Origin of the sequence: Acidaminococcus sp. AM05-11 (assembly GCF_003472805.1) — a bacterium.
GTDB lineage: Bacteria > Bacillota > Negativicutes > Acidaminococcales > Acidaminococcaceae > Acidaminococcus > Acidaminococcus hominis.
In genome coordinates, this window is record NZ_QRMX01000025.1 from 1 (window position 1) to 26,516 (window position 26,516).

General features: G+C 56.0%; 9 protein-coding genes. 7 read left to right on the forward strand and 2 right to left on the reverse strand.

What is annotated here, in order from left to right:
- Nucleotides 1-84: 84 nt before the first annotated feature.
- Nucleotides 85-18,408: a hypothetical protein gene (locus tag DW089_RS09295; RefSeq protein WP_118287170.1), complete on the forward strand. Its 18,324-nt coding sequence runs from the start codon at nucleotides 85-87 to the stop codon at nucleotides 18,406-18,408.
- Nucleotides 18,409-18,655: 247 nt separating this feature from the next.
- On the forward strand, nucleotides 18,656-19,030 hold the full coding sequence (locus DW089_RS09300) for a hypothetical protein (RefSeq protein WP_105326027.1): 375 nt from the start codon (nucleotides 18,656-18,658) through the stop codon (nucleotides 19,028-19,030).
- Between the two features lie 325 nt (nucleotides 19,031-19,355).
- On the opposite strand, the gene DW089_RS09305 is transcribed toward DW089_RS09300, so the two are convergent.
- Both DW089_RS09305 and DW089_RS09310 read right to left on the reverse strand, forming a co-directional pair.
- The gene (locus tag DW089_RS09305) at nucleotides 19,356-21,041 is read right to left on the reverse strand and encodes a carbon starvation protein A (RefSeq protein WP_105326026.1); all 1,686 of its coding nucleotides are present in this window, start codon (nucleotides 21,039-21,041) and stop codon (nucleotides 19,356-19,358) included.
- A gap of 1,128 nt (nucleotides 21,042-22,169) precedes the next feature.
- Nucleotides 22,170-22,355, reverse strand: a complete 186-nt coding sequence (locus DW089_RS09310; RefSeq protein ID WP_105326025.1) for a hypothetical protein — start codon at nucleotides 22,353-22,355, stop codon at nucleotides 22,170-22,172.
- A gap of 150 nt (nucleotides 22,356-22,505) precedes the next feature.
- On the opposite strand from DW089_RS09310, the gene DW089_RS09315 reads away from it, so the two are divergent.
- The 5 genes from DW089_RS09315 (at nucleotide 22,506) to DW089_RS09335 (ending at nucleotide 26,398) form a co-directional block, all read left to right on the forward strand.
- Complete coding sequence (locus tag DW089_RS09315; protein WP_105326024.1) at nucleotides 22,506-23,366, forward strand: fumarylacetoacetate hydrolase family protein; 861 nt, start codon at nucleotides 22,506-22,508, stop codon at nucleotides 23,364-23,366.
- Between the two features lie 159 nt (nucleotides 23,367-23,525).
- Nucleotides 23,526-24,065 carry a YgjV family protein gene (locus DW089_RS09320; RefSeq protein WP_105326023.1) on the forward strand — a complete coding sequence of 180 codons (540 nt, stop codon included), beginning with the start codon at nucleotides 23,526-23,528 and terminating at the stop codon, nucleotides 24,063-24,065.
- Nucleotides 24,066-24,363: 298 nt separating this feature from the next.
- Nucleotides 24,364-24,759, forward strand: a complete 396-nt coding sequence (locus tag DW089_RS09325; protein WP_105326022.1) for a pyridoxamine 5'-phosphate oxidase family protein — start codon at nucleotides 24,364-24,366, stop codon at nucleotides 24,757-24,759.
- 33 nt (nucleotides 24,760-24,792) lie between these two features.
- Nucleotides 24,793-25,575 carry a protein-ADP-ribose hydrolase gene (locus DW089_RS09330; protein WP_105326021.1) on the forward strand — a complete coding sequence of 261 codons (783 nt, stop codon included), beginning with the start codon at nucleotides 24,793-24,795 and terminating at the stop codon, nucleotides 25,573-25,575.
- The gene (locus tag DW089_RS09335) at nucleotides 25,517-26,398 is read left to right on the forward strand and encodes a Sir2 silent information regulator family NAD-dependent deacetylase (protein WP_105326020.1); all 882 of its coding nucleotides are present in this window, start codon (nucleotides 25,517-25,519) and stop codon (nucleotides 26,396-26,398) included. The genes DW089_RS09330 and DW089_RS09335 overlap by 59 nt, the downstream gene beginning before the upstream one ends.
- Nucleotides 26,399-26,516: the final 118 nt, after the last annotated feature.

Sequence of the window (26,516 nt, forward strand, 5' to 3'; positions counted from 1 at the left end):
TTAACTATATGCCAGTCTACTTTATTCATAGCATACCAAAGCGGGGAAGGTGAAGAAGGCGAAGCCTCTACTGGGGCTCCCCTGATGGTGGCTGCTGTCACGGTGACCAACCATGAAAATAACGCCAACGTGGCCATTAACGGCACCCTGGATTCGCAAGGGGGCAGCGTGGGCGTCAGCGCAGTAGCTGAGAATACGTTAAGCTCAAAAGCCGAGTCCGAAGCACCGGACGAATCTGCCGGCAGCACGGCCGTTGACGTGGTAAGCCATAACAGCAAGGCCAACGTGGACGTACAGGGAACTGTCAAGGGCAATCAGAACGTGGATATTGCGGCGAAGAATACCCTGAAATCCAATAGCCACCAGGCCAACAACGCTGCCGGGGAAGCCAAAGAAAGAGAGAAAACCCAGCTGGAAAACAAGTATGGGGGTTATATAGAACAGCTGAAGGAAATCAAGGACTTTTCTCTCCAGGATGAGGTTGCCGGAAAAATCATTGACCTGTTCTCCAGTAAGGATGCCAAGAAAGAAAGCACCTCTCTGGCTGATACTATCGCTGACAACATTACGGCCGGGGCTGCGGTGGTCTACGCAGATGAAACCAATACGGCAGCCGTCAACTTAGGCAAGAGTTCTGTAACTGAAGCCAAACTTGGCAATCTTACGGCGAAAGCCGATGCGACCATAGAAGACACCAAGCTCACTGCAGCCGGCACGTCCAACACCTTTGGCAAAGACGAAACCACCGCGAAACCCAATGTGGCTTCGGTGGGCTTTGTCTACGACAAGCTGAACCAGTCGGCCCAGGTTACGGTGGAAGACGGTGGTGCAAAGCTTACCGCCGGCAAGGACCTGACCCTCCAAAGCAGCGCCGAAATGGAATATAACCGCATCAACCGGATGAAAGCGGACCTGGAAGACAGCCTTGCCAAGCTGAAATTTGCCCTGACAAAACTCCCGGCAACCCTTTCTGCGGAATCTACGGCCGTAAAGACTGCGGCAGACGAGCTGCAAAAGTCTTTAACGGCTTACCAAGCTGAGTTTGACAGTGCAGCAGCCAACGTCACTGCCGAAGGCATCAACGAAGAAAGCACCTGGCAGAAACTGGCCGACCTTTCCAGCTCTGCGGCGGACGTACTGGCTAAGTCTGCCGACCTGCTGACCGCAGTGAAGACGGCTGGCTCGGATGTGGCAGACGATGTGAAGGGCCTGTTTACCAGCGCCTCGGAAGCCGTCGACAGTGCTGCCGCCTTTAAGGAACCCACGAACTACGCCAACGTATCGGCTTCGGCCCAGTCCCTGGGGGACCAGGATACCCAGCGTACCCTGGCCGGCGCCATTACCCTGTCCAATATCGACTTTGCCAGCAGCGTCACCGTGGGCCAAAACGCAGTGCTTACGGCGGCTGACAACCTGAACCTGAAGGCTGTAGAAAAAATTGACGATGTAAATATCAATGGTAAACTCAATGCCTCTACGTCTGCTTCTGACACTGGAACTAGCGGCGGTGCAACAGGTACTGACCTGGGCAGCGCAGCAGCAGGTGCTGGTGCCGCCACGGGCACGGCTGCCAAGAAAACGGGAACCGGCGTGGGCGGCAGCTTCAATTACCAAAACTTTGATTCCAGCGCTTTGGTCAGGGTTGAGCAAGGGGCGGAACTCACGGGCGGGGACCTGAACCTCACCAGCGACTCTGACGTTTTCCATGCGGGCATTACGCTTTCCGCCGGCAAGAAAGCTGCCAGCAACAGCCTGAGCGGTATGGTCTCTGTTACGGACAGCGACAGCAACAACCAGGTCCTGGTGGACAAGGATGCCAAGCTTACGGCCTTAAAGGACAGTGGCGGCAGCACCGGCACCATTTCTCTGGCCGGCCACAACAATACCAACGTGAATAATGCTATTCTCGCCCTGGCCTCCAGCACGGGAAGCGCCGCCGTGGGCATGTCCGTCGCCGTGAACAACATTGACGTGACCAACCGGGCAGCCATCGAGGATCTGGATACGGCAGCAGCGGCTCCCGCTACGGCCGGTTCCATCAGCGCCGCAGCTCTCAACGTCAGCGCCGAAACCACTGGCCTTATCAATACCATTACGGTAGCCGGCGGGGCTACCTCCAGCGAAAGCTCGACCACCCAGCCCACCAATGCCATTGACAACACCGGGGGAAACACCGGTGCCCTTTCCAGCGCCATTCCCGATGCAATCGGCGAAAGCTTAGACAGTATTTCTGGGGTCAGCGAAGACCTGACGGATGCCTTGGAAAGCGCCGGTGAAAACCAGGGAGGTACAGCCGGAGCTTCTGGCAGCGCAGAAGGCGAAAGCACGACCCCGACGGCGAAAGCCTCGCCCCTTACGGGCACGGCGGCGACCGGCCAGACAGGTACCAGCGGCAGCAAGAAGTCGTCCCTCAGCCTTTCCGGAGCCGGCAGCGTTTCCGTCAACCTGGAAACGAATACCACCGAAGCCCTGATCGACGGGGCTAACCTCCAACTCAACAACGACGGCGACGTCCAGGTGGGTGCCCGGGATACCTCTTTCGTCGGGGCCTGGAGCGGCGGTGCAGCCCTCTCCCTGAGCAAGGGCGACAGCTCCAAGAAAAAAGTCGCCGTCAGCGGTGCGGCTGCTGTCAACAGGATTGATAACAACCTGACGGCCGCCATTAAGAACAGTACCCTGACAGGGGTCAAAGCGATGGATATTGAGGCCCTTAGCGGCGGTACTGCCGCAGCAGCTGGACTGGGCCTGTCGGTCATCAAGGATACCGGCACTAATTTCGCCGGCGGCGCTTCCGTTTCGGTGAACCTCATCGACAAGGATGTCACCGCACTGGCAGAAGACAATACTGTCACCGGGTCTGCTTCTGACAAGGCAGACCTCGATGTCACAGCCTACGAAAGCGACCTCCAGATTACCGGCGGCGTCAATGCCGACCTTACCAAAGGCGGCGGCAAGACCGTGGGCGGCAGCGTTGCCGTTGCCAATATCAACAATAATATCAACGCCGGCATTAAAGGCGGTACCTATACCAATGTGAACACTGCCAAGGTGGAAAGCCTTCTGGCCACCAAACAGATTACGGGGGCCGTTTCTGCCGGGGTTGCCGTTGGCGGCGACCAGACCGATGGCAGCTCCAACGGGGCCTTTACCGGTGCCTTCGTCTACAACGGCCTGACCAACAAGGCGGATGCGGCCATTACCGGCGTAAACCTTACCGCCGCAGGGAACGTTGCGGTGAAAGCACACGATACCACCAGCGGCTCCGAGGAAGCAAAGCCCTACCAGGAAAAACTGGGGGATTACTCCAAGCATCAGCAGTTTGCGGAAGACGCCGGCCTGGACACGGACGGTTCTTCCTACTATAAAGATACAGACGAAGAAGGAAATGGCCTCGACACAGCCGGTCAGACCGTCGATATGGACGATACTGGCAGCCTCAGCGTGGGCGCAGCCCTGATTATTGCCGGCTCCAACGGCAATGCCGCCGGTGCTGCTGTCAACGTGGCTGACCGGGACATCGACTTCTCGGCCCGCATCGATAACGCCACCATCCAAGCTGGCTCTATTACCACGGCCTCCGAAGCGGACAGCTTAGGCGTCGACGTGGCAGCCGGCATTGCCGCCGGTTCCCAGAGCTTTGGCGGTGCCGCCAGTGTAACCTGGCAGACCCAGAACAACGATATTCTGGCCCAGGTCAGCGACTCCACCATTACTACAGATAAGCTGGCCGTTACGGCGGACAGCAGTGCCAAAGAAGTGAACGTGGCCGGTTCCGTGGCCTATGGAGGCAAAGCCGGCATCGGCGCAGCGGTGGCCTACAACAAGCTCTCCAACCAGATTCAGGCCTACCTGGCCGGCGGTTCGGTGACGAACCTGACGGAAACGGGCGTGGACCTGGACGTTACCGCTGCCAATACAAGCAAGCTCTATGCCATCGGAGCTACGGTAGCAGCCAGCAAGAGCGCCGGCCTCAGCGGTACGGCAGCCATCAACCACGGCGGCAGCGATACAGAAGCCGTCATCGGTGAAGCTGAAGATGCAGACGGCAAGACCGTCACTAAGGAAAAGACGACTCTCACGAACATTGCCGATACCAACGTCGAAGCCACCAGCAGCGATACCCGGCTGGCCGTGGTGGGCAACGTAGATATAGCAGGGAAAGTCGCCCTGGGCGGCGCTGTAGCCTATAACGATGTGGGCGGCGCCGGTACAGGCGAAGCCGGGCAGAAGACCCGTGCCGCTATGGTAAACGCTGCCCTTACGACCACCGATGCAGGAAAGGCAGCCCTCCACGCGGCTGACACCTCTACGCTGACCACCATCGGTGTGGGCGTGGGCGGTGCCGGCAAAGTGGCCATCCAAGGCGGCGCAGCTACCGCATTGGTCAACAAGGACATTACGGCAGAAGTAAAGAACTCGACCATCCAGGCTGCAGAGGGAGGCACAACAAGCGACGTCTCCGTTACAGCCGACAGCAAGAGTACCATCAATACCGTTGCCGTCGCCGCAGCCGGCAGTGGTACCTTCGCCGGCGGGGCCGGGGTCAGCGTCAACCGCATCAAGCAGGCTACGACAGCTGCCATTACGGGCGGCAGCCAGATTACCGATACGGATACCCTGGTGCAGGCCACGGGCAACAATGATATCACCTCCGCCGGTATCGGCGCAGCCGCAGCCGGTAACGTTGGCATCGCCGGCAACGTGGCCGTCAACCAGATCGGCAATGATGTGCAGGCTAGCGTTGCGGACAGTACCCTGACAAGTACCGGCAACATCGGCGTCCTGGCCAATGGCCGGGAAAAGCTGGGCAACTACGCCGGTGCCCTCGGTGTCAGCGCATTTAAAGGCGGCGCCGGTATCGGCGTCAGCGTCAGCAGCAACGAAATCACAGGCAATACAGCCGCCACAGTAACAGGCAGCACCCTCCAAGCGGCTGGCAAAAATGATGAGAGCATAGCTCTCACGCAGACCATGGACGATACCGGCGTCCAGACATCGGTGACGAAAGACGAGCAGGTCATCACTGATGCACGCAAGGGCATTGTCACCGCCGCCTATGGCCAGCATGATTTAGAGAGCGTCGCCGTTACCGGTGGTATCGCCGCATCGGGCAGCGTGTCCGTTGGCGCAGCCGGCACAGTTACGCTGAATAAGCTGGGCGGCAGCACGAAAGCTGTCGTAACCAATACCACCATCAATGAAACCCGCACGGCTGACGCAAACGATGACGTCACCGTAAAGGCCATCGACCGCACGAACAGCGAAAGCCACGTAGGCTCCCTGAGCATAGGGGTTGGCGCTACGGGTGGTGCCGGCGTAGCCGGTGCGTCCGATACGCTGGCCTTCAGCCGCACGACCCAGGCCGAACTCTCCGGCAATGTGTCTAATCCGGACAGCCTCCAGAATAAGACCGTCAACGGCCGAAATATCGACGTCACTGCCGACCAGCAGTCCAGCGTCGTCACCAACGCCGACGGCCTCTCCATCTCCGGTGGCGGCACAGCCGCTGCCTCGGCAGCAGCTACCGTAGCCGTTACGAAATTAAACGGCACGACCCAGGCCGTCGTCAAAAACATTACCAGCACCAATGACAAGCTGAAGGTAAAAGCCCTGCATGATCATCATACGACCCTCTACAGTGCTTCCGCTGCAGCTGCTGGCGCTCCTGTCGGTGTCGCCATCGGCGCCGGCATCGGCATCGTCAACGATGACTTCACCACGTCGGCCCTCATCGACAACAGCACCAGCCTGAGCAGTACCTCCACCAGCGTCAACGCCGACAGCACCACCGACGTGGATACGTACGTCATCGGTACAGCCGCTGCCGTTGGTGCCGCCGGTGCGACCATTGGCGTCAATAACATCAATAGCACGACCACAGCCGAAGTCAATAACAGCACCATCGGCAAGGCCGGTACTATTACGCCGGAGGTCAGCGTCGACGCCCATAATAAGGTGACGACGAACTTCGGCGCTGCCACCTCCAGCGCCGGTGCAGCAGCCATCGGGGTCGGCGTGGGCATCAACACCGTCGACACAGGGACCCTGGCTAAGGTCACCAATAGCACCGTCAACGCCAAGACTGCCGCTGTCACCTCCCGGGAAGAACTGGACGTGGACCAGACCATGGCAGGTGCCACCTTAGGCGGCTTCGGCCTCAATACCAATGTCATGGTCACCACCATTGGCACCCAGGTAGCCGATTCCTACGGCAGCGATGCTGATAAGAGCGGCAAAGTGGATACCAAGAGCATCCTCGCAAACGCCAATAACGCCATCGGTTCCCAAAATAATAATCTCACGAGCGGCTCGAACCTCATCAGCAGCGATGCGGGCGTCACTGTCAGCAATAACTCCGGCGTCAGCGCCAAAACCGGCGTGACGACGCCCGCAGCAGGCACGCAGACCCTCGTGGATAACAGTACCATCACCACCAGTGACACGCTCACGGTCAGCGCAGACCGGCAAACCGACGCCACGCTTACCGCTGCTGCTGCAACTGTGGCCGGGGTCAGCGGCGCCAACGTGACGGTGGCCGCCCTGGATGCCAAGAAAGACGCCGGTGTCACCATTTCCGGCAAGAGTGCTCTGTCCTCTGCCAAGGACCTGACCGTCCAGGCCAAACAGCACGGTACAACCGCCGTTAAAGCCTACCAGGCAGCCCTGTCCGGCGGTCTCAGCGTGAACGCAGCCTTTGCCCAAAGCAAATCCAGCGGTGCCACCAACGTCACCCTTTCGGACAGCAGCCTCTTAGGCGGCGTAGGCGGGGCCATTAACGAAGAAACTGGTGAAGCCTACGGGGCGACCATCCTCGCCGAAGACACCGGCAAGACCACCAGCGAGGTGGTTGGTATCACCGGGTCCCTGGGCTATGCCGGCGGTGCCCTGATTACCAACGCCGAAAATGACAGCAGCACCAAGGTTACCATCAACCAGGGCTCTACGATTGCCAGCACCGGCGCCACCAGTGTGACAGCCAATAAGGCCAATGGGATTTCCGCCAGCACCCTTGGCGGGGCCATTGGGGCAGGGGCTCTTCAGGGCATTGTCGCCTATGCAGAAGATAAGGGAAATAGCGCGATTACCTTGACAGACGCCAATAAGCTTGGCGGCGACAGCATTTCTATCCTGGCTAAAGGTGCGCCCAACGTTACTGCCGATGCCAAGGCTTTAAGCGGCGCTCTGCTAGGTGCCGTCGGTGCCTCCCTCGCCACGGCCAAAGCCGGGGGAGAAGTCAGCCTCAGCGTAGGCGACGGCTCCACCTTCAGCGGCAAAAACGTCACCTTAGGCGCTGCCGCAGGCCAGCAAACTGGCACTGACGATACCGCCCAGGCCAATGCCAAGGCAAACGCCGTGGGTCTCTCCGCAGCCCTGGGCGGATCTTTCCAAGCCAACGTGGCTGATGCGTACCAAAACACGGCCGTTACGGTCAGCGTTGGCAAGAGCAGCTACAAGGCAGATACCCTGGCTATTTCCGGCACGAACTCGTCGGCGCTTGACGCCGACGCCAAAGGCGTCACGGTGGGCACCATTGCCAGCGGTGAAAATATCTCTCAAATGACCGGCAGCCTGACCACCAACGTCAGTGCCTCCGGTACAGCTGACGGCAGCAGCCTGGGCAGCGTCACCCTCCGCAGCAGCGGTTATGGCAACCTGGCTAATAATGCCAGCGGTGCCGGCGGCGGGTTGGTGGGAATCAGCCCAACAGCAGCCGAAGCGGATACGACCTTTACCACCAATACCCAGACCAACGTGAACGGCTCCTGGCAGGCCGGCTCCCTGACGGCTTCGGCTACCAACAGCGATGACGTAGACGCTACAGCCGACTCCCTGTCCGCTGCTGTCATCGGCGCCAGCGGTACGGAAATGACCACCAAGGTCAGCCATACGGCCAAAACCAACGTGGACGGCACCGTTACTACCACAGGGGCTCAGAACTACACGGCGGTCAATACCGTGGACCACGACGTGAACCTGAAGGGCAGCGGCTACGGCGGCGCTTCCGTGAACGCCAACTCCATGGAAAATACCCTGAACTACACGGCTCAGGTCAATCTGAACGAAGGAACGACTCTCACCGGTACCGGCGATAAGGGCACCCTGACGGCCCTGGCCGAAACCACCGGCGATATGAAATATACCAACAATCTGAAGAGCGCCGGGGTGGTGGCTTCTACCTCAGCCTACAGCAAGAATGATGTGACCTACGCCAACAGCATAAGCGCCACCAACGCTACCCTGAAGACGGGCAAAGCGGACCAGAACATTACCCTGGCCGCCACGGATACCACCAATGGTGCCTTCCAGACCGTGGCCGACACCCAGGGCGGGGTTGTAGGGGCCGCTTCTGCGGAAGCCATCAATAATTTCCACCGGTCCAACACCATCAGCCTCACCGGCGGCCTGGTGGAAAGCATGAACGACGTCAATCTCTACGCCGGCGCCGACCAGAACGGTCTGCGGTCCGTGCTCAATTACACCGCCCTGGCTGATGCTTATAACAAGACCGCTCTGCCTCTGGTGAGCAGTCCCAGCCTGGAAAACACCATGACCCAGGCCAACCAGGTACTCATCAACGGCGACGTCCGCTCTGTCCGCCATACCAATCTGAAAGCCGGACAGGGGCTGACCACAGTCTCCGAAAGCGCCCGGGAATACAACAACTACACGGGCGATTCGGGTACAGGCTCCACCACCTCTACGGCCCTGGGCAGCCATACCAGCAGTGAAACCACGGACAACTACGTGTCCCTGGGCGATACTGGTTCTGTGACGGCCGGCATCCATACGGATCTGGACCTGACCATTTCCGGACAAACGAAAGCAACTAAGGTAGATGGCAAAGCCGCCCTGGATTGGAGCGGTATTACTTCTACGGTTACCAAGGGCAGCGACTGGTTCTCTGCAGACAGTGTTAAGCCCTCCAGCGTAACCCTGCCCAATACCCTGATTGACCGCTACCGGAAACTGGCCAATGTGATCGGCCAATATGCACCGACTTCCAACGAATACCACGTATTGGAAGCAGAAATGAAAGAACTCAAGTCCCTGATGGAAACCAATGGGTTCGTTAAAAACAACGGTGCCATCCTGGATGAAATCAATGTAGCAGCCATCAACCTGCCGGACATCGTGGTTTCCGGCGGCAACATCACCATCGATGCCGATAAGGTCACCGGCACAGGCAGTCTGAAGGCCCAAGGCGTCAACGCCGTGAATATTACCAACTCCAGTGACCTCTACCTGAAGACTGGCGACGTCATCATCAAGGATAAGGGCGGCAGCCTCACCTTTAACGACAGCCTTGTAGGAAGCTCCCTGTCCGAATTTACCGGCAGCCTGTCCAGCAGCGCAGCCGCAGGGGCAGAACCGGCCATTACCATCAAGAGCACGGGCACTGCTTCTAGCTATGCCAGCCCGGATATTGGCGTGTTTGGGGATATCCTCAACAGTTCCGGCGATGTGACCATCCAGAACTCGAATCAAAATATCTATATTGTGGGCTCGGCCAACGTAACCGGCAAGAACATCCACATTGTGGCCGATAAGGGCTCCGTCACCCAGACCAGCGAAGGCTGGCTCGTTGTAGGCTCCGACCCGATTACGCGTTACCAATTCAGCGACTCCATTGCCCAAAAGATTCAGAAGTACCTGTCTAAAGGCGCAAGTAATAACTGGGATGTCTCGTGGCTTACCAGCCAGACTACCTATGATGGCTACAGAAGTGCGCTTATAACGCATGCGAAAGATTTGGAACTTAATGGGCTAGAAATTACAAAAATTGTGAATTGGAAACCGGATGAAAGTGCCGGGGTTCATGCAGGCAGCAATATCTACCTGACTGGCAAGAACGTCATCGTCGACGGCCTCGTCCAGAGCGGCTACGGCACCTACAAGACCGTTCTCACGGCGGATGACCAAAAACGCATCAATACCCTGGATAGCCAGTGGAAGCGGAACAGACGGGCCCTCACAGACGACCAGGTCATGAGCAACGAAAACTACCTGATCAACCAGGGCGGACCCCACTACAACCGTGATACCAAGCAGTGGGAATACGAAGTGAAGCTGTACTACAACCCGGCCACAGGCAAACTCCTGGCCGAAAACCTGGCTCCCTCCGGCGGCAAGATCTACATCACCGGCGCCGTGGCCAGCACCAACGGCAGCGGCCGCATCCTGGCTATGGACGGCACCCCGGACATCTCCATTGACACCACTGCTGTGGCCAAGGACCTGACCCTTCACAAAATCGAAAATAACGACATTGAAAGTCTCATCAGCATCAAAGACACCAATACCAATATGCTCACGGAGTTTACGGAAAATAACGGCTCTGTGAAGGTCAGCGTGACGCCAATCACCGGCAAGCAGGTAGTAAACAACACCAGCACCTCTAATGGCATCACCTACTACAACCCGGCACCCCAGACCCTGAAGTGGACTGGCGGTACCGCAGGCGACGTAAAAGTAACCGGCTATGGCTACGACAAAGACTTCGTTATGTGGGGCCTTATTCCGTACAATACTACAGAAGACTTCGTTACGAATAAAGAAGTCTCTCAGGGCATGACGACGACCAGCTCACAAACCCAGACTGGTGACCAGGCCCTGGCAGCCGGTCAGGTCATCACCAAGGTAGACACTGCCACGGACAAAGCCTACTCCGTGGATACGAAAGTATATACGGATCCGTACACCCAGTGGAGCGGCGTTAGCGTGGATAAAGATTACGACGGCTTCTGGGGCAAGGTCCTCGGCTACGGCACGGTACATTATCGCTGGACCGGCTCACAAAACAGCTCCACCAGCAGTACCTATTCCATCAAAGCCGATAACCCTATCCAGACCGGCTTCATTACCGGCGGCAAGGATACCATTTCCATTACGGCCAATAAGAACCTCAACCTGGCCGGGAATATTTCCTCTGCCGGCACCAGTGGCACGGTTACCCTGAATAGCAATACCGGCGGCATTACGGCTGATGGCGGCGCCAGCATCTTCACGGATACGCTCACAGCCAGCGCAGCCGGCAATATCAACCTGAACCACAGTGCCCTCGGCACAGATGCCACCTTGTCTGTGAAGAGCACCGGCGGCGACGTCACCGTCCTTTCGGATAAAGGAAATCTCAGCGTCAAGACCAGCACAGCAGCAGGCAACCTGAAGCTCCAGGCTGACGGCAACCTGACCTCGGCCAGCGGCACGACCCTTACAGGGAAACGCATCGACCTGATCAGCCGCACGGGCGCCATCAATGCCACGGCCAACGCGGCCACCAAGGCCCTCAGCGCCGATACCCTTTCGGCCAGTCTCAACGCTGACGCAGCCGGCGACATTACCCTCAAAAACACCAATGGCAACATGCGCATCGGCTCCATCGTCAGCCATAACGGCAATGTTAATCTCACCACCTCCGGCAGCTTTGAAGACGCCACCAGCGGCGGTACACTCTCCGGCAGCGGCGACAAGCTCCAGCTCTGGCAGGATATGGGCATTATCAACACGGCAGACACCGATGACAGCAAGGCTAAAGCAGCAGAAGCCGCTAAGCAGGAACGCCTGGATGCTCTTACAGGGCAGGGCAACAAGCTGGCAGCTGCTTCGAAACATACCTTGGACGATTACAACGCAGCCGCCGATACGTACGCAACTGCCGCCAAGAGTGATACGGACCTGCAAAAAGCCAAGACCACCTATGAAGATGCGGTCAAGGCCATCAAGGCGTATCAGTATGCAACCGAAGAAGACAAGCAAAAAGCCTTGCAGAAAGCTTACAATACCTACGACGCAGCCCGGAAGCGCTTCCTTGATAGCCAAGGCATTACGGGCTTCACTGGGGAAGAACAGGAATACATCATTTCTGTGGGGGATATCAAGAGCAGCAATTCCTACGGCTGGAGCAAGAATGACCTCTTGTACGCACTCCAAAGCAGCGTCCTAAATGCGCCTAAAGGAGAAGTACTTACTGTAGCTAAGGCCAACGTCCAAGGGAAGAACATTACCCTGAACGCTGCCAAGAACATCGGCAACGATGCCGAACCGGTTGTTATCAACTACGCCGACCTGACGAAGCTGGAAAACCTCCAGCTCTTGTCCCAGGCCAAGGCCGGGGATTTGACCTGGAGTGCAGCGGACCAGACCGTTACGGTACGCCAGCAGCGCCCCCTGACCCTCCAGACCACAGGCAGTGTCACCCTGCAAGCCAATACCTCCAATACCACTGGCGCCGGCAGCATTTACCTGGCCGGGGTCAAGGATTCCGCTCTGAACGTAACGGGCAATATTTCCACCACGGCTGATGTGAAGCTGATGGCGGATAAGGGCGTCACCATGGAAAGCGGCGGCATTACCGCCAAGAACCTTATCGTCACCGGCGGCAGCGGGGACATCGGCAGTGCCGCAAAGAACCTGAATACGAACCTCTCTGGTACTCTGGATGCCCGGACGTCGGGTAACCTGTATCTCCACCAGACTGGGCTCGACGGCAACGCGGCGCAGGTTCTGACCATTCAAAGCGTGGGCGGCAACCTGATTTCCCTGGCCTCTGATGCGGGCATGCAGATGACCACCGAAGAAGGCAAGAACATGGGTACCATCGACGGCCAGAACATCAACCTGACCTCGGCCAACGGTGCCCTGGGTCTTAGCACAGACGGCCTCCGCATCGCCAATAGCGGCGGCGTCCTGAACGCCAGCGCTGCAACAGACGGCCAAGGCATCTACCTGGCTGGTATAGGCTCGGGTTCGCTGGTCCTCAATCAGGTAACTGCCGGCGGCGACCTTTCCATCGACAGCAAAGGCTCCATCCAGCTGGGCCAGGAAGCTGTAGAGGCCACCGATACGACAGCGGCAGTCGACGCCATCGACAGCACCGTCAAGGCCGATAACATTACCCTGACGGCCGCAGGCTTCATCAACCTGGCCCAGGGCGAGTTGCAGGCCGGTGCCTACGATGCAGCCGGCAAGCTCTTAGCGAATACGGGCAGTGTCAACTTGAACTCCAGCGGCGTTATTACCCAGACCAGCAACCATGGCATTTTGGCCAACACCATGAATCTGGTGGCCGCAGCCGGTATCAACATGCCTAGCAATGTGCAGGGCGAAGCAGAAGACAGCCGCATCAACGCTCTGGATACGATTAATATTACCAATACGGACAAGACCAAGGACGTATACGTAGAAAACAAGAACAACAAAAATGTGACGGTGAATTTCGCAGAGGGCTCCACCGGTACCAACGTAAATATCAACAACCACGCCGATGACAAACAGACCAGCAACCTCACCGTCACCGGCAACGGAAACGCTGTCCAGGATATGGTCATCAACAACGCCAGCGGCAATGTCCACGCAGAGGGCACCCTGACGGCAGGCCGGAATCTGAGCATCACTGCCGCCACCAGCATCACCAACGATAAGGCTGTTACGGCTACCAGCGGCGCCATCAGCCTCACCGCCCAGAATGGTATCACCCAGACGGGCGCCATTACCGCCGGCACCAGCCTCACCGTAGCCAGCGAAACAGAAGGCAATCTGACCTTTACCGGAAATATTGAGAGCGGCACGGCTGCCAGCCTCAAGGCGAAGAAGGGCACCATCGCCATCGGTACGGCGCTGGTGGCAAACAACCTTACCGCCGGCACCACAGCCGCCATTAACAGCGAAGCAGGCCCCATTACCATCTACGGCAACACCCAGTCTGTAACCGGCACCACCCTCCAGACCTGCACCAGCGGTGACCTTAGCGTCAAGGGTAACCTGGACGCCACCGGCGCTGGCAACGTGAACCTGATCACTACCACCGGCAAGATTTCCGTAACCGGCAATATCAAAGCCGGTCAGGCTGTCAACGTCCGGACCACCAGCGGCAGCATCGGCATTACCGGCAGCGTCACCAGCGATGCACCGGTCAAAACCACCGAAAAGACTGAGGCCACCGAAACCACGCCGAAGAAGGCCAAACGGCTGCTTCTGGGCGAAGCCAACGAGACCCTGCCCACAACCGGCATCCACATTGACAGTACCAGCGGTACCATCACCGCCGCCGGCGACTTTACGGGCGGAACCAGCGGCGAAGCGAAGCTCATTACCCAATCGGGCGATATTATTTATAGCGGCACCCTGAGTACCGGCCAGGCAGTCCTGTTCCAGACCCAGACCGGCGATATCACTGTGGGCACCGATGAAACCGACAGTTCCCTGACGTCCACGGCGTCCACTGTTACCCTGGAAACCACGGGCAACACCACGGCAGACAAAGGGGATATTACCCTCTACGGTACTGCCGCCTCGGTAACGGGTACTACGGTGAAGACCAACTCCCTGGGCAATATCAAAATTGAAGGCAGCCTGAAGACTGTCGCTCCGGCAGAAGGTACGGAACTGGCAAAAGGCACGACCCAGAACGTTACTGTCCAGACGAGCACGGGCAATATCACCCTTGATTCTACCAGCACCACCACACCGGCCATCTCCAGCCTGGGCGATGCCGTAGTCCAGACCACCACCAGCGGCGGTATTACCGTAACTGGCGATATCACAGCCGGTAAGGCAGCGACACTCTCGGCAACGGAAGGAAATGTTAACCTCAAGGGCAAGCTGACGGCTAGCGGCGGTGCGGCCAATATCAGCGCCTCCGATACAGACGTGGATGATGAGGACGACCAGAAGGGCGACATCACCCTGACCGGTGACATCACCTCCACCACCGATGCTGCCAGCATCAGCACCAACAACGGCGCTATCAACCTCCAGGGCAACGCCAGTGCAGCCAAGGCTCTGGAAATCAAGGCCACGAACAACGGCAGCATTACCGTGGGCAAAGCTACGGAAAAAGATGGAACTAAGCATGATTACACCCTCAGCGGCGCTACGGCAGCCATTTCCACCAACACAGGCGCCATCGACCTGTACGGGCTGACGAAATCCGTTCTCGGCACGACTGTCCAGACCGGCACCGGTGACATCAATGTCCACGGCAGCCTCCAGACTGTCAAACCGGCAGCAGGTACGGAACTGGCGGAAGGTGCTACCCAGAACGTCACCGTCCAAGCTGGCACGGGTAACATCGACCTCACGGCAACCTTGACGGATACACCGGTCATCTCCAGCCTGGGCGACTCCGTAGTCCAGACCACCACCAGCGGCGGCCTCACCCTTACCGGTGACGTCACAGCCGGCAAGCTGGCAACCCTTAAGGCAGTAGAAGGAAATGTCAACCTCACAGGCGACTTCACAGCAAACGGCGGCACAGCCACCATCAGTGCCTCCGATAAAGACGTTGACAAGGTAGATGCAGCAGACGACCTCAAAGGCGACATCACCCTCACAGGCGACATCACCTCTGCCACCGATGCTGCCAGCATCAGCACCAATAACGGCGCTATCAACCTCCAAGGCAACGCTAGTGCAGCCAAGGCCCTCGAAATCAAGACTACCAACACGGGTAACATCCTCGTCGGCCAAGCTGCGGAAAAAGATGGGACTAAACACGAATTCACCCTCAGCGGCGACACGGCTACCATTTCCACCAACACAGGTGCCATCGACCTCTTCGGCCTGACGCAATCCGTTCTCGGTACGACTGTCCAGACCGGCACCGGCGACATCAATGTCCACGGCAGTCTCCAAACCGTCAAACCGGCAGCAGGTACCAAACTCGAAGCAGGCAGTACCCAAAACGTTAATGTGCTCACGGATAACGGCGACATCAGCCTGACGGCGACTCTGGATGACACGCCGGTTATCTCCAGCCAGACGAACGCCTACGTGGCAGCCAACCAGACGGGCGACGCAAAGAAAGCTGGCGACATTACCATCACCGGTGACGTCAAAGCCGCACAGAGCGCCAGCCTCGTTGCCAACGAAGGCAGCATCAAACTCACCGGCAATCTCACTGGCGCGGCAGACGACGCCATCATTCACGCCCACGATAGCAAGTCCCTGACAGACGAAGGCAACATCGTGGTAGACGGCAGCGTCACCGCCGGCGACCTCCTGAACCTGAACACGGACAACGGCACCATCACGGCCGGCACAGCGGAGAAGCATACCCTCCTGCGGGCCAGCAACACGGCTTCCGTCACAACGGACAATGGCACCATTACCCTCACAGGCAGCGTGGAATCGCCCCACGGCACCACCGTGGAAACCACCACCACCGGTGACATTACTATCACAGGCGACGTCAAGACCTGGAACCTGGGCGACAAGACCATCACCGGAACCGGCGACGTCCGCATCGCCACCAACAGCGGTGCCATCAGCCAGACCGGCGATATCCTGAGCAGCGACGACCTCACCGTCCAAACTGTCACCGGGAATATTAATCACAAAGGCCTTGTCACGGCAGCCGCTGCCGCCGACGTCCAGACCACCACCGGCGATATCCTTCAGATCGGTAACGTCCAGAGCGGCACCACCACGGACCTCCAGTCCCTGACCAAGGGCCAGGTGGAAGTCTATGGCAATATCAACAGCGGTACGGCAGCCACCCTCTACGCCAAAGACGGCAGCATTACCGTGGGCAAGCAGGGCGCTGTTAATACCATCACTGCCGGCACCACCGCTGCCATTGCCACTGGCACCGGCGACATCAACCGCTACGGTAATACCCAGTCCCAGACTGGCACCACCGTACAGGCCGGCACGAAGGGCAATATCCTCGTCGTAGGCGACCTGACCGCCGACAAGAACAACGTCCAAGTGGACACCAAGAGCGGCAGCATTGACCTCACCGGCGATGCAATCGCCAAGACGAACGACATCCTCGTCCAGTCCGAAAACGGCGCCATCAAGATGACTGGCGACCTGACAGCTGGCATCAATGTTACCGCCGACACGACAAACGGAAGCATCGACCTTACCGGCGATATTCAGAGCGGCGCAGCCACCCTGCTCCAGGCCACTAGCGGCAGCATCAGCCAGACCGGCCAGAAGATTATGGCCGGCACGAGCCTGACGGCTGCGGCCAGTGAAGGCTCCATCCGCCTCGATAGCGACATTTCCTCGCAAAACGGCGACACGACCCTGACGGCCAGCGACAGCGGCGTGGAGGCCCAGAAGGGCAACATCCTCGTCACCGGCACAACCCAGGCACTGAAAGGAAACGTAAAAGCCACGACGGACAACGGCAATATTGAATTCCAGAACACCGTCAAAGCCGATCAAAACCTCCAGACTCGCAGCGACAACGGCAATCTCCACTTCCAGAGTGATATCTGGAGCGGCAGCAGCATCAGCGGCGAAACCACCAGCCAGGGCAATCTGATCCTGGACGGCACCGCTGAGGCAGTGGAAAATATCCAACTGAAGGCCGACCAGAACGGTTCCATTATCCTGCGCAAGGACCTGACTTCCGGGCTGGACACCAGCTTTGGCACCAACAACGGAGATATTCTCTTTGCAGGGCCGACTGACGGCACGGCAGAACAGATTCGCGTAACGTCCAAGCAGGGCAATATCGCAATGACCACCACCGGCACCGGGGATATCAAGGACAGCCACCGGGAAGCAGGCGGTGACCAGGCTCTGGTTTCTGCGGACACGGGCAACATTACTATCCGGCAGGACGGCACGGACGATGTGGACCTCCAATTCCTCTATGCTCTGAAGGATGCCGGTGTGGAAGTGAAGGACGGCAGTCTGTACCTGGATACCATTGATGGCAACCTGGTAGCGGTCTTTGTCCGCAGCGGAGCTGAAGTGATGGATGTGAAACATATGACGGCCGGCACCCAGATTGCGGTAGCCGGGGCGGATATTGGCCTGGACAATGTAAGCCAGCGTGTTGGTTCGGATGGGTTCCTTTCCATCCAGCCCGATGGTGCCAGCGCTGATGCACCTATCGAAAAACTGACCATTGGCCAACTGAGTACCAACACGGGTGCCCGTTTCGACCACCTGTGGGTGCGCAACGGCAGCATTACCGCCACCCAGGGTGAGCTCCATTTGGATAAGCTTTACGTCCTGGATCACGGGTACTTCAGCAACGGAGTGATGGACACGGAGGTCTATGGCACCACGCCTCTGCCCAACGAGGCCACCCGCAGCAGCTACTGGAACAATACGAAACTCAATGATCCTCGGAGCCAGCTGACTGCCTGGATGGATGACAGTAACCCCATTGGCCGGGACGGGGCCTGGAAATATCTCCTGTTCAACGACCGAGGCTACCGGCAGTACTCCAACGGCAATCTGCTGGAGCTGGATCCTCACTACTATGTGTACAAGGAACGCTACAGCCTGAACAACTGGATGCGCACCCAGCACGCAGCGAAGTTCATGAATTCCTGGCAGCAGGCTTTCCATCCGGGCCTGACCTATATGGAACGGTACAATCTGGTGGATTATACCCAGGCCGTTCCTGTCCAGGCTGGGGAAAATGCTGAGACTGAGGACTTCTAAGGAACAAGGCCAAGGGAAGGCAAGAGCGCCTTTGGCACAGGGTTTAAGAAAAAAAGAGTCAGTAAGGAAGAACAAAAGCAGGGTTCCCGTCCCCTTTTGGGGGGGCTGGGAATCCTGCTTTTTCCGGGAAAGGAAGCTGCCCTGTGGCCGCAGATTTGCTTGCACGGTGGTAAAATCTATAGTATAGTATTGTATTGTAAGTTAGATTGTTTATGGAGCCAAGGCTCTCTGGAAAAAGGAGTAAAACGTGAAAGCATTGATTGTTTTGTTGGTATCGGTGGCTGCCTGTGCTGGGGCCGGGGCGGCGTTTCATCAGGCGGGGCTGCAATATTTGCTGGATCCCCAGGGCTTTCTTCCGGCTCTTATGGGAGCAGGGGGCTCGGCGCTCCTGGTGACCGTGTCTTTGACGGTACTGGCTTTTGCCCTGAAGCGGTCCGGGCTGCTGCAGCGGACGTATGCAGGGGAACTGTTTGGAATCTGGCTGTTTCCTTTCTACGTGGCCAATTTCTTTCCGTCCTGGGCTATACTGTTGCGGAACTATGCGCCCCGGGTGATTTTGCTGGGCATTACCGCAGGGATTACGCTGCTGCTGTTTGGCCGGTTTGGCAAGGCGGAGCGGTAAGAGTATAGGGAAAATAGACAAATAAAAAGGAGCTGGACAAAAATGGATTTCATTTTTGTCCGGCTCCTTTTTGGGTTTATGCAATACTTTTGGAAAAACCATGTGGGAAGAAGCTTCCCACATCAGGGGAAAATGCGAAAAATGATGGAAGAAAATAGCGAAATCTTCCCTTGAAATGATTTGAAGAGAAGAAAATGGCAAAATCTTCCTAGATGAATTTTGTTAGTTGGAGTATACAGGATTTGGTGCCAGGGGGCAAGTAGAAAGCTGCTGCCAAAAAAATCCCCGCCAGCTTTAGTGCTGACGGGGATTTGGACTCACTGTATTAGGATTTTACGGCTGCGGTGTTCTTGGAAGTGCCGGCGTTAAAGAGCTCTCTGGTGCAGTTCTTTACCACCATAATGGCCAGAAACATCAGGGCCAGGGCTACTACCAGCTGGAGACCTTCCACCATTACGGCGAAGGTACCGGCCATAATCTTGGTGTAAACGCCATAGATGGACAGGCACAGGGCGCTCATGGTCACCACGAACATGAAGGTCATGGGGAAGTAGAGCATCCAGCTCTTGCGGCCGGTGGTGCGCAGGAAGACGGCCAGGCCGATGAGTACCAGTGCGGACAGCAGTTGGTTGGCAGCGCCAAACAGGGGCCAGATATTCAGGTAGCCGCCCAGGCACAGCAGGTAGCTGGGAATCAGGGTGATGATGGTGGAAACGTAGGTGTTGCTGAGGAATTTCTTCCAGGCAGGCTGTACTTCGCCGGGTTCCGGGGCCATCAGTTCCTGGATCATCATGCGGCCGATACGGGTAACGGCGTCAATGGTGGTCATGGCCAGGGCGGATACGCACATGGTCACGATGCAGGTGCTGATAAAGGGCGGGATACCAAACATGGAGAAGTAACCGCCGATGGCAGAACCGAAGATGGCAAAGGGGGTAGCTTTGGGCAGTACGCCGTTGGTTGCCACGGAGCAGGCAATAACCAGGGAAACTACGCCCAGGGTGGATTCAATCAGCATGGAACCGTAGCCAACAGGAAGCATATCCTTTTCATTGGAAATGGTCTTGGAGGAGGTTCCGGAGGATACCAGGCTGTGGAAGCCGGAAACGGCGCCGCAGGCGATGGTGATAAACAGGATGGGGAACAGGGGCCGGTTGCCTACTTCAAAAGAAGTGAAGGCGGGCATATTGATGGAGGGATTGCCTACGATGATGCCCAGAACGCCGGCCAGGATCATGCCCAGCAGCAGGAATACGCTCAGGTAGTCCCGGGGCTGAATCAGCAGCCACATGGGCAGGATGGAAGCCAGGAAGCAGTAGCCGTAGGTGACGTACAGCCAGGTGGTACGGCTGGCAAACAGGGGATGGGCAATACCGAAGCTGATCATGGCGAAAATGCAGACCAGGCCCAGCACCAGTTCCTTGGCACCGGTAATGTGGAAACGACGGGTAACAATGCCGAAAATTACGGCAACGCCGATGTACAGCATGGAGATGGAACCGGCTGCGGCGTTAGGGGCCATCAGGGCACCGTCTTTGGCAAAGCCGTTGAAGGTGCTGGCCATAATGTCGGAGAAGGCGGCGATTACCAGCAGGGAGAACAGCCAGCCAAACATCAGGAACATTTTGGCACCGGTTTTGCCCACGTATTGTTCAATGAGCTTGCCCATGGACTTGCCGTCGTTTTTGACAGAAGCATACAAGGAAGTGAAATCCTGTACTGCACCGAAGAAAATGCCGCCGATAAGAATCCATAAGAAAGCGGGAAGCCAACCAAACATAGCGGCAATAATCGGGCCAGTGACAGGGCCTGCACCTGTAATGGAAGAAAATTGATGGGCAAATACCGTAAAGCGGGAAGCGGGGGTGTAATCCTCATCATCTCGTAAACGATAAGCAGGGGTTTTTGCATTGGGGTCGATTCCCCAGGTCTTTACCAGCCAACGGCCATAGAGCAGATAGGCACAGGCAAAGATGACGATTGAAAGACATACAAGCGTTAATCCGTTCATCTTCATTCACTCCTTTGAAAAAAATAGGGCGCCTGGATAGGGGCCGCGTGTGTAGGATATAAAGCTTTATAGTTAGGTAATTTACCACCTGCACAGGCGGTTGTCAACAATTATTTGTATACTGTACACTGTTTTTCTAAAAAGTGTTATGCATTCACGGAGAGGGAAAGGAAATTGTCGAAAAATTGTCCTCTGTATAAGGAATTTTCACGAAAAAATCCCGTTTTATGTACGGTGGAGATGGACGGTAAGCAGATAACGATTCTCAATAACGTTACACTTTAAATTGTGACAAAAATGGGGAATATTTTTGTATTTTTAGCAAAGGAGTAGGAAAAGGAAGTGCCAGGCCGCAAAAAAACGCCCTGGGGGTGTGAAATACTACTTACTACCGAAAGAAAAAACGACTTGCAAGCTCAAATGAGTTCGCAAGTCGTTTTATTCTTCATAATCGTATCTAATAAACTTCCTCAGTCAGTCCTACGGACTGACGGCCCCTTAGTGGTTCGCAGCACTCCAATCAGCCGCGCCCTGCGGGCTTGCTTCTTGGGCTACTATCACATGGCTCACATTAGCCAAGAGCATTTTGATAAACTGACATGCTCTTGGATGTGAGCGCAACGCTTTGCCGGGCCAGTCTTTGGTCAATACGAGTCATGTGGTAAACGGGTATTGAAATGAAATCTCGGTATGTAAATACTAGCACTACACTTCTCTGTCACTTGACCAGTAGAGGTCTGGAACGCTTCCTGCAAGCGTTGCGGCCGCATCCAAACAGCCAGATAAATTTTGCAAGTGGCTGTTTGGTCAATAAGGCCCATGCGATAGCTGCCCAGGAATTGAGCCTGCAAGGCGATAATGAATGGCTAGCAGCGAACCGCTGTAGGAAGGGTCGCCGCCCTTTCCGCCGCACGTTGTGCGGTACCTTCCCCATAGTGGTTCGCATTGTACCAATCAACTTCGCTCTACGAGCTTGCTTCTTGGAATGCTATCACAGAGGTCGCATTAGCCGGTCCTCCATTATTACATTGCACTGGACGACCGGATGCGACTCTCAAATGTTGAAGGTAATAAGGAACGAACGACGATAGAAGTTTCGTTATTTTACACCCCCTTCAGGACGCTTTTTCATTCGTAGTGGTTCAAAATATTTTTGATCCGTTCTTTTTTGGATTTGGGAATTTTCCACTCATAGTTCCGGAAGTTATTCTCCCGGTGGTCGGTGGAGTAGTCGGTGTAGTCGAAATCTTGATGCTGCTCATAGCTTCTGTTGTAGTCGCCATGGCCGTCATCGGTGTACCAAGTGCTTAGCATTTTAATCCTTCCTTTAGAAAAGTGATAGCAGAGAAATATACAGTTTGGCAAAAAAAACATACAATTCTTGCAAAAAGAGCCAATTCTTCCTAGTAATTTTACCACAAAACAGGTAAAATATATATACAACACATAGGGGAGTGGTACAATTTGAAAATCGTTACCTTTGTATACGATAATGACGAGCAAGTGGGCATTATCTCTGAAGACCAGAAGCACGTAATTCCGGCAAATAAATTTTCTAATTTGTATGATTTACTGAAACATTCAAATTTTGAAGAGTTGCTGGCCATCGCCCGGATGGAAATGGGCGCAGTTCCCTTGGACAAGGTGAAGCTGCTGGCTCCCATTACCCAGCCCCGGAATGATATCATTTGCCTGGGCATCAACTACCGGGCCCATGATGAGGAGCTGCCCAAGGATTTCGACCCGGAAAAGATTCGGGAACGGAATGTGCCGGTGTATTTCTCCAAACGGGCCAACCGGTGTGTGGATCCGGATGGCTATATTGACGGGCACTTTGGTTTTGTGGAAAAGCTGGACTACGAATGTGAATTGGCAGTGATCATTGGTAAGGAAGCCAGCAATGTGTCCGAGGAAGATGCCATGGACTACGTATTCGGGTACACCATCATCAACGATGTCAGCGCCCGGGATTTGCAGACCCGGCATAAGCAATGGTATTTTGGGAAGAGCCTGGATACCTTCGCTCCCCTGGGACCGTGCATTGTTACGGCGGACGAATTCCCGTTCCCGCCGGCTCTGAACTTGCAGTGCCGGGTCAATGGGGAACTGCGCCAGGACAGCAATACCCGGTACCTGGTACACGGGATTCCCTATATCATCAGCGAGCTGTCCAAAGGGATGACCTTGCAGGTGGGGACAATTATTGCCACGGGTACTCCCTCCGGGACGGGCATCGGGATGCACCCTCAGGTGTTCCTGAAAAGCGGGGATGTGGTGGAATGCTACATTGAAGGCATTGGAACCCTGCGGAATACGGTGAAATAAGGAAGAAAAGCGAAAAACGCAAACGGTCAGAGAAAAGGAAATTTCCTTTTTCTCTGGCCGTTTTTGTATAGATGGCTGCTCCTGGTGAAGTAGAAAAGGTTTGCAGGGCGTTTATAAGGCCGCGGATTATAAACTGGAATGGATGAGGTTCGAAGCAATATGGGAGAGAATACTATTTTGGTGCAGGGCGTAGGGTTTATTGGTGTAATATTATTTCTTATATCGTATCAGGTAAGGTCAAACCGGAAGCTGTTTATTCTACAGACGCTGGGCTGCTTGGCTTTTGGATTACAATTTGTAATGCTTGGGGCCTATAGTGGGAGTATTAGCCTGCTGATTAACATTATCAGAAATATTATGCTTACCAAATACAAGGAATATAAAGTGGTACGCTGGAAAGGCTGGGTTGTCATTTTTTCCATATTAGTGGTTTTTGCAGCTATATTCACCTGGAGTGGATGGAAAAGTGTTCTCCCTGTAATAGGGACAATTGCGGGAACAATTGCCTATTGGACCAATAATGCCAGAAAAATAAGGCTGGCAAATCTTTTTGTCAATGCACCAGGCATGCTGTTTTATGATGTGCTGGTAAAATCCTGGGGAGGCGTTTTGAACGAAAGCATAACCATTGTTGCTATTGTGGTATCAATAGTGCGTTTCGGATGGTCCGCTTTAGATGGTGATAAAATTGAAAGCTAAAACCTGGCTTTGTAATTGGTATTTGCTCCCCTGACAAAAAATGCTGTGGGTCAACAAAAAAACGCATTGCCCGCTCTGTGGGGCTTTTATGAGAACTTTCAGACCAAGCCTTGAAAATGGCAGCCTGAGATTGGTTATGGAAGAATATTGGGTTTAGAAAAAATAGTAAATCCTGGCAAAATTTTTGATGTAACTCTTTACATTACGCCAAAATGATGGTATATTATCAATGTAAATGAAAGCATTACATCAAACAGCACGATTTTCCTGGAAACGGGAAGCCAAAGGAGGAGCTATTATGAACAAGGTAGTAGAATTTCTGAAAGAGAATCCGGTACAATATCTGGCTACGGTGGGCCGGGATGGCAAGGCCAAATGCCGGCCGTTTATGTTTAGCCTGGAGCGGGACGGCAAGCTGTGGTTCTGCACCAACAACACCAAGGAAGTGTACAAGGATATGCAGGCCAATCCTTATGTGCAGGTGACGGTTGCTTCTCCCAAATATGCCTGGCTGCGGCTGTCTGGGAAAGCGGTGTTTGAGGACAATCAGGCCATCAAGGAAGCCTGTATGGAGAATCCCATTGTAAAGAGCCAGTACCATACGGCGGACAATCCGATTTTCGTGGTATTCTATTTGGAAGATCCCCACGGGGTGATTGCGGACTTTTCCGGCAAACCGCCCTATGAATTCTAACTGACGCAGCGGGCAGAGAAAGGGGTGAGGAAGTTGACCCAGGAAGAAAGACGGGTGGAGTTAATCCGGCAGCTTTTGGCGGAATGGCCGGAGTATCAGGAAATTGCCGTGCCGGAAGGTGCGGAGGAGCAGCGTTTCCTGCTTCGGGGGCTGCTGAATGTGCGGCCGCCGGCTCCGGTGAGCCAGGAGTTTCTGGCGGTGCAGGATGCCTATTTGCAGGAGCGGCTCCAGGAACGGGGCATGGTGCGGGTGGAAGACCTGCAGCCCCGGGAGCCGGGGCTTTATTTGTGGCAGGGGGATATTACCCGGCTGGCCTGTGACGCCATTGTCAATGCGGCCAACAGCGGATTGACCGGCTGCTACCGGCCCAACCACCACTGCATCGACAACTGCATTCACTCCTTTGCCGGGGTGGAGCTGCGGCTGTCCTGTGCCCAGCTGATGGCTGAGCAGGGGCACCCGGAACCTACGGGCCAGGCCAAGCTGACGCCGGCTTTCAATCTGCCCTGCCGCTATGTACTCCATACGGTGGGACCCATTGTCCAAGGCCCGGTGACGGACCGGGACCGGGCATTGCTGGTTTCCTGCTACAACAGCTGCCTGAAACTGGCGGCCCAGCAGGGGCTTGCCAGTGTGGCGTTTTGCTGCATTTCCACAGGGGTATTCCATTTTCCCCAGGCTGCAGCGGCCCAGCTGGCGGTACGGACCGTGCGGAAATTTTTGCAGCAGGAAAGTTCTGTGAAGAAGGTGATTTTCAATGTGTTCACAGCAGAGGATTACGCCCTCTACCAGGGGCTCCTGGGAACAGTCCGCTAAGCTGGAACGGCTGCAGGAGGCGCTGCGGGCAGCGGACGCCGTGGTGATTGGGGCAGGGGCTGGGCTATCCACCTCTGCCGGGTATACCTACAGCGGTGAAAGGTTCCAGCAGCTGTTTCCGGACTTTATTGCTGCCTACCAGTTTTCCAATATGTACGAGGCGGGTTTCTATCCCTACCGGACGCCGGAGGAAACCTGGGGCTTTTGGAGCCGGTACATTTACTATAACCGGTACGTGCCCATTCCCAAGCCGGTGTATCAGCAGCTGCTCCAGTTGGTGGAAGGCAAGGAATATTTTGTCCTGACCACCAATGTGGATCATTGTTTCCAAAGGGCGGGGTTTGCCAAGGAGAGACTGTTCTACACCCAGGGGGACTACGGGCTGTGGCAGTGCTCGGAGCCCTGTCACCAGGAAACCTATGACAACGAGGCAGTGGTCCGGGAAATGGTCGCCCGGCAGCGGGACCGGAAGGTGCCTAAGGAACTGGTGCCCCATTGCCCCAAATGCGGACGGCCTATGGCCATGAACCTGCGCAGTGATGACACCTTTGTCCAGGATGCAGGCTGGTACCGGGCGGCCAAGCGGTATGACCAGTTTGGCCAGCAGCACCGGCAGGGCAAGGTCCTGTACCTGGAGCTGGGGGTGGGCTTCAACACCCCGGGCATTATCAAGTATCCTTTTTGGCGGCTGACCAAGGACAATCCCCAGGCGGTGTACGCCTGTCTGAACTACGGTCAGGCAGGGGCTCCTACGGAAATTGCCCAGCAGGCCATCTGCATCAACGGGGATGTGGGGGATGTGCTGGGAGCGCTGAAATCATGAGATAAAAAATGGGGCTGTGAAATAATGGAACTTCCTCCGAGGCCCCTCGGCCCCACCTCCTTCACGCTGGTGTGCTCCCCGTCAAGTAGACAGTTCCTAATAATATAAACCTCTACGC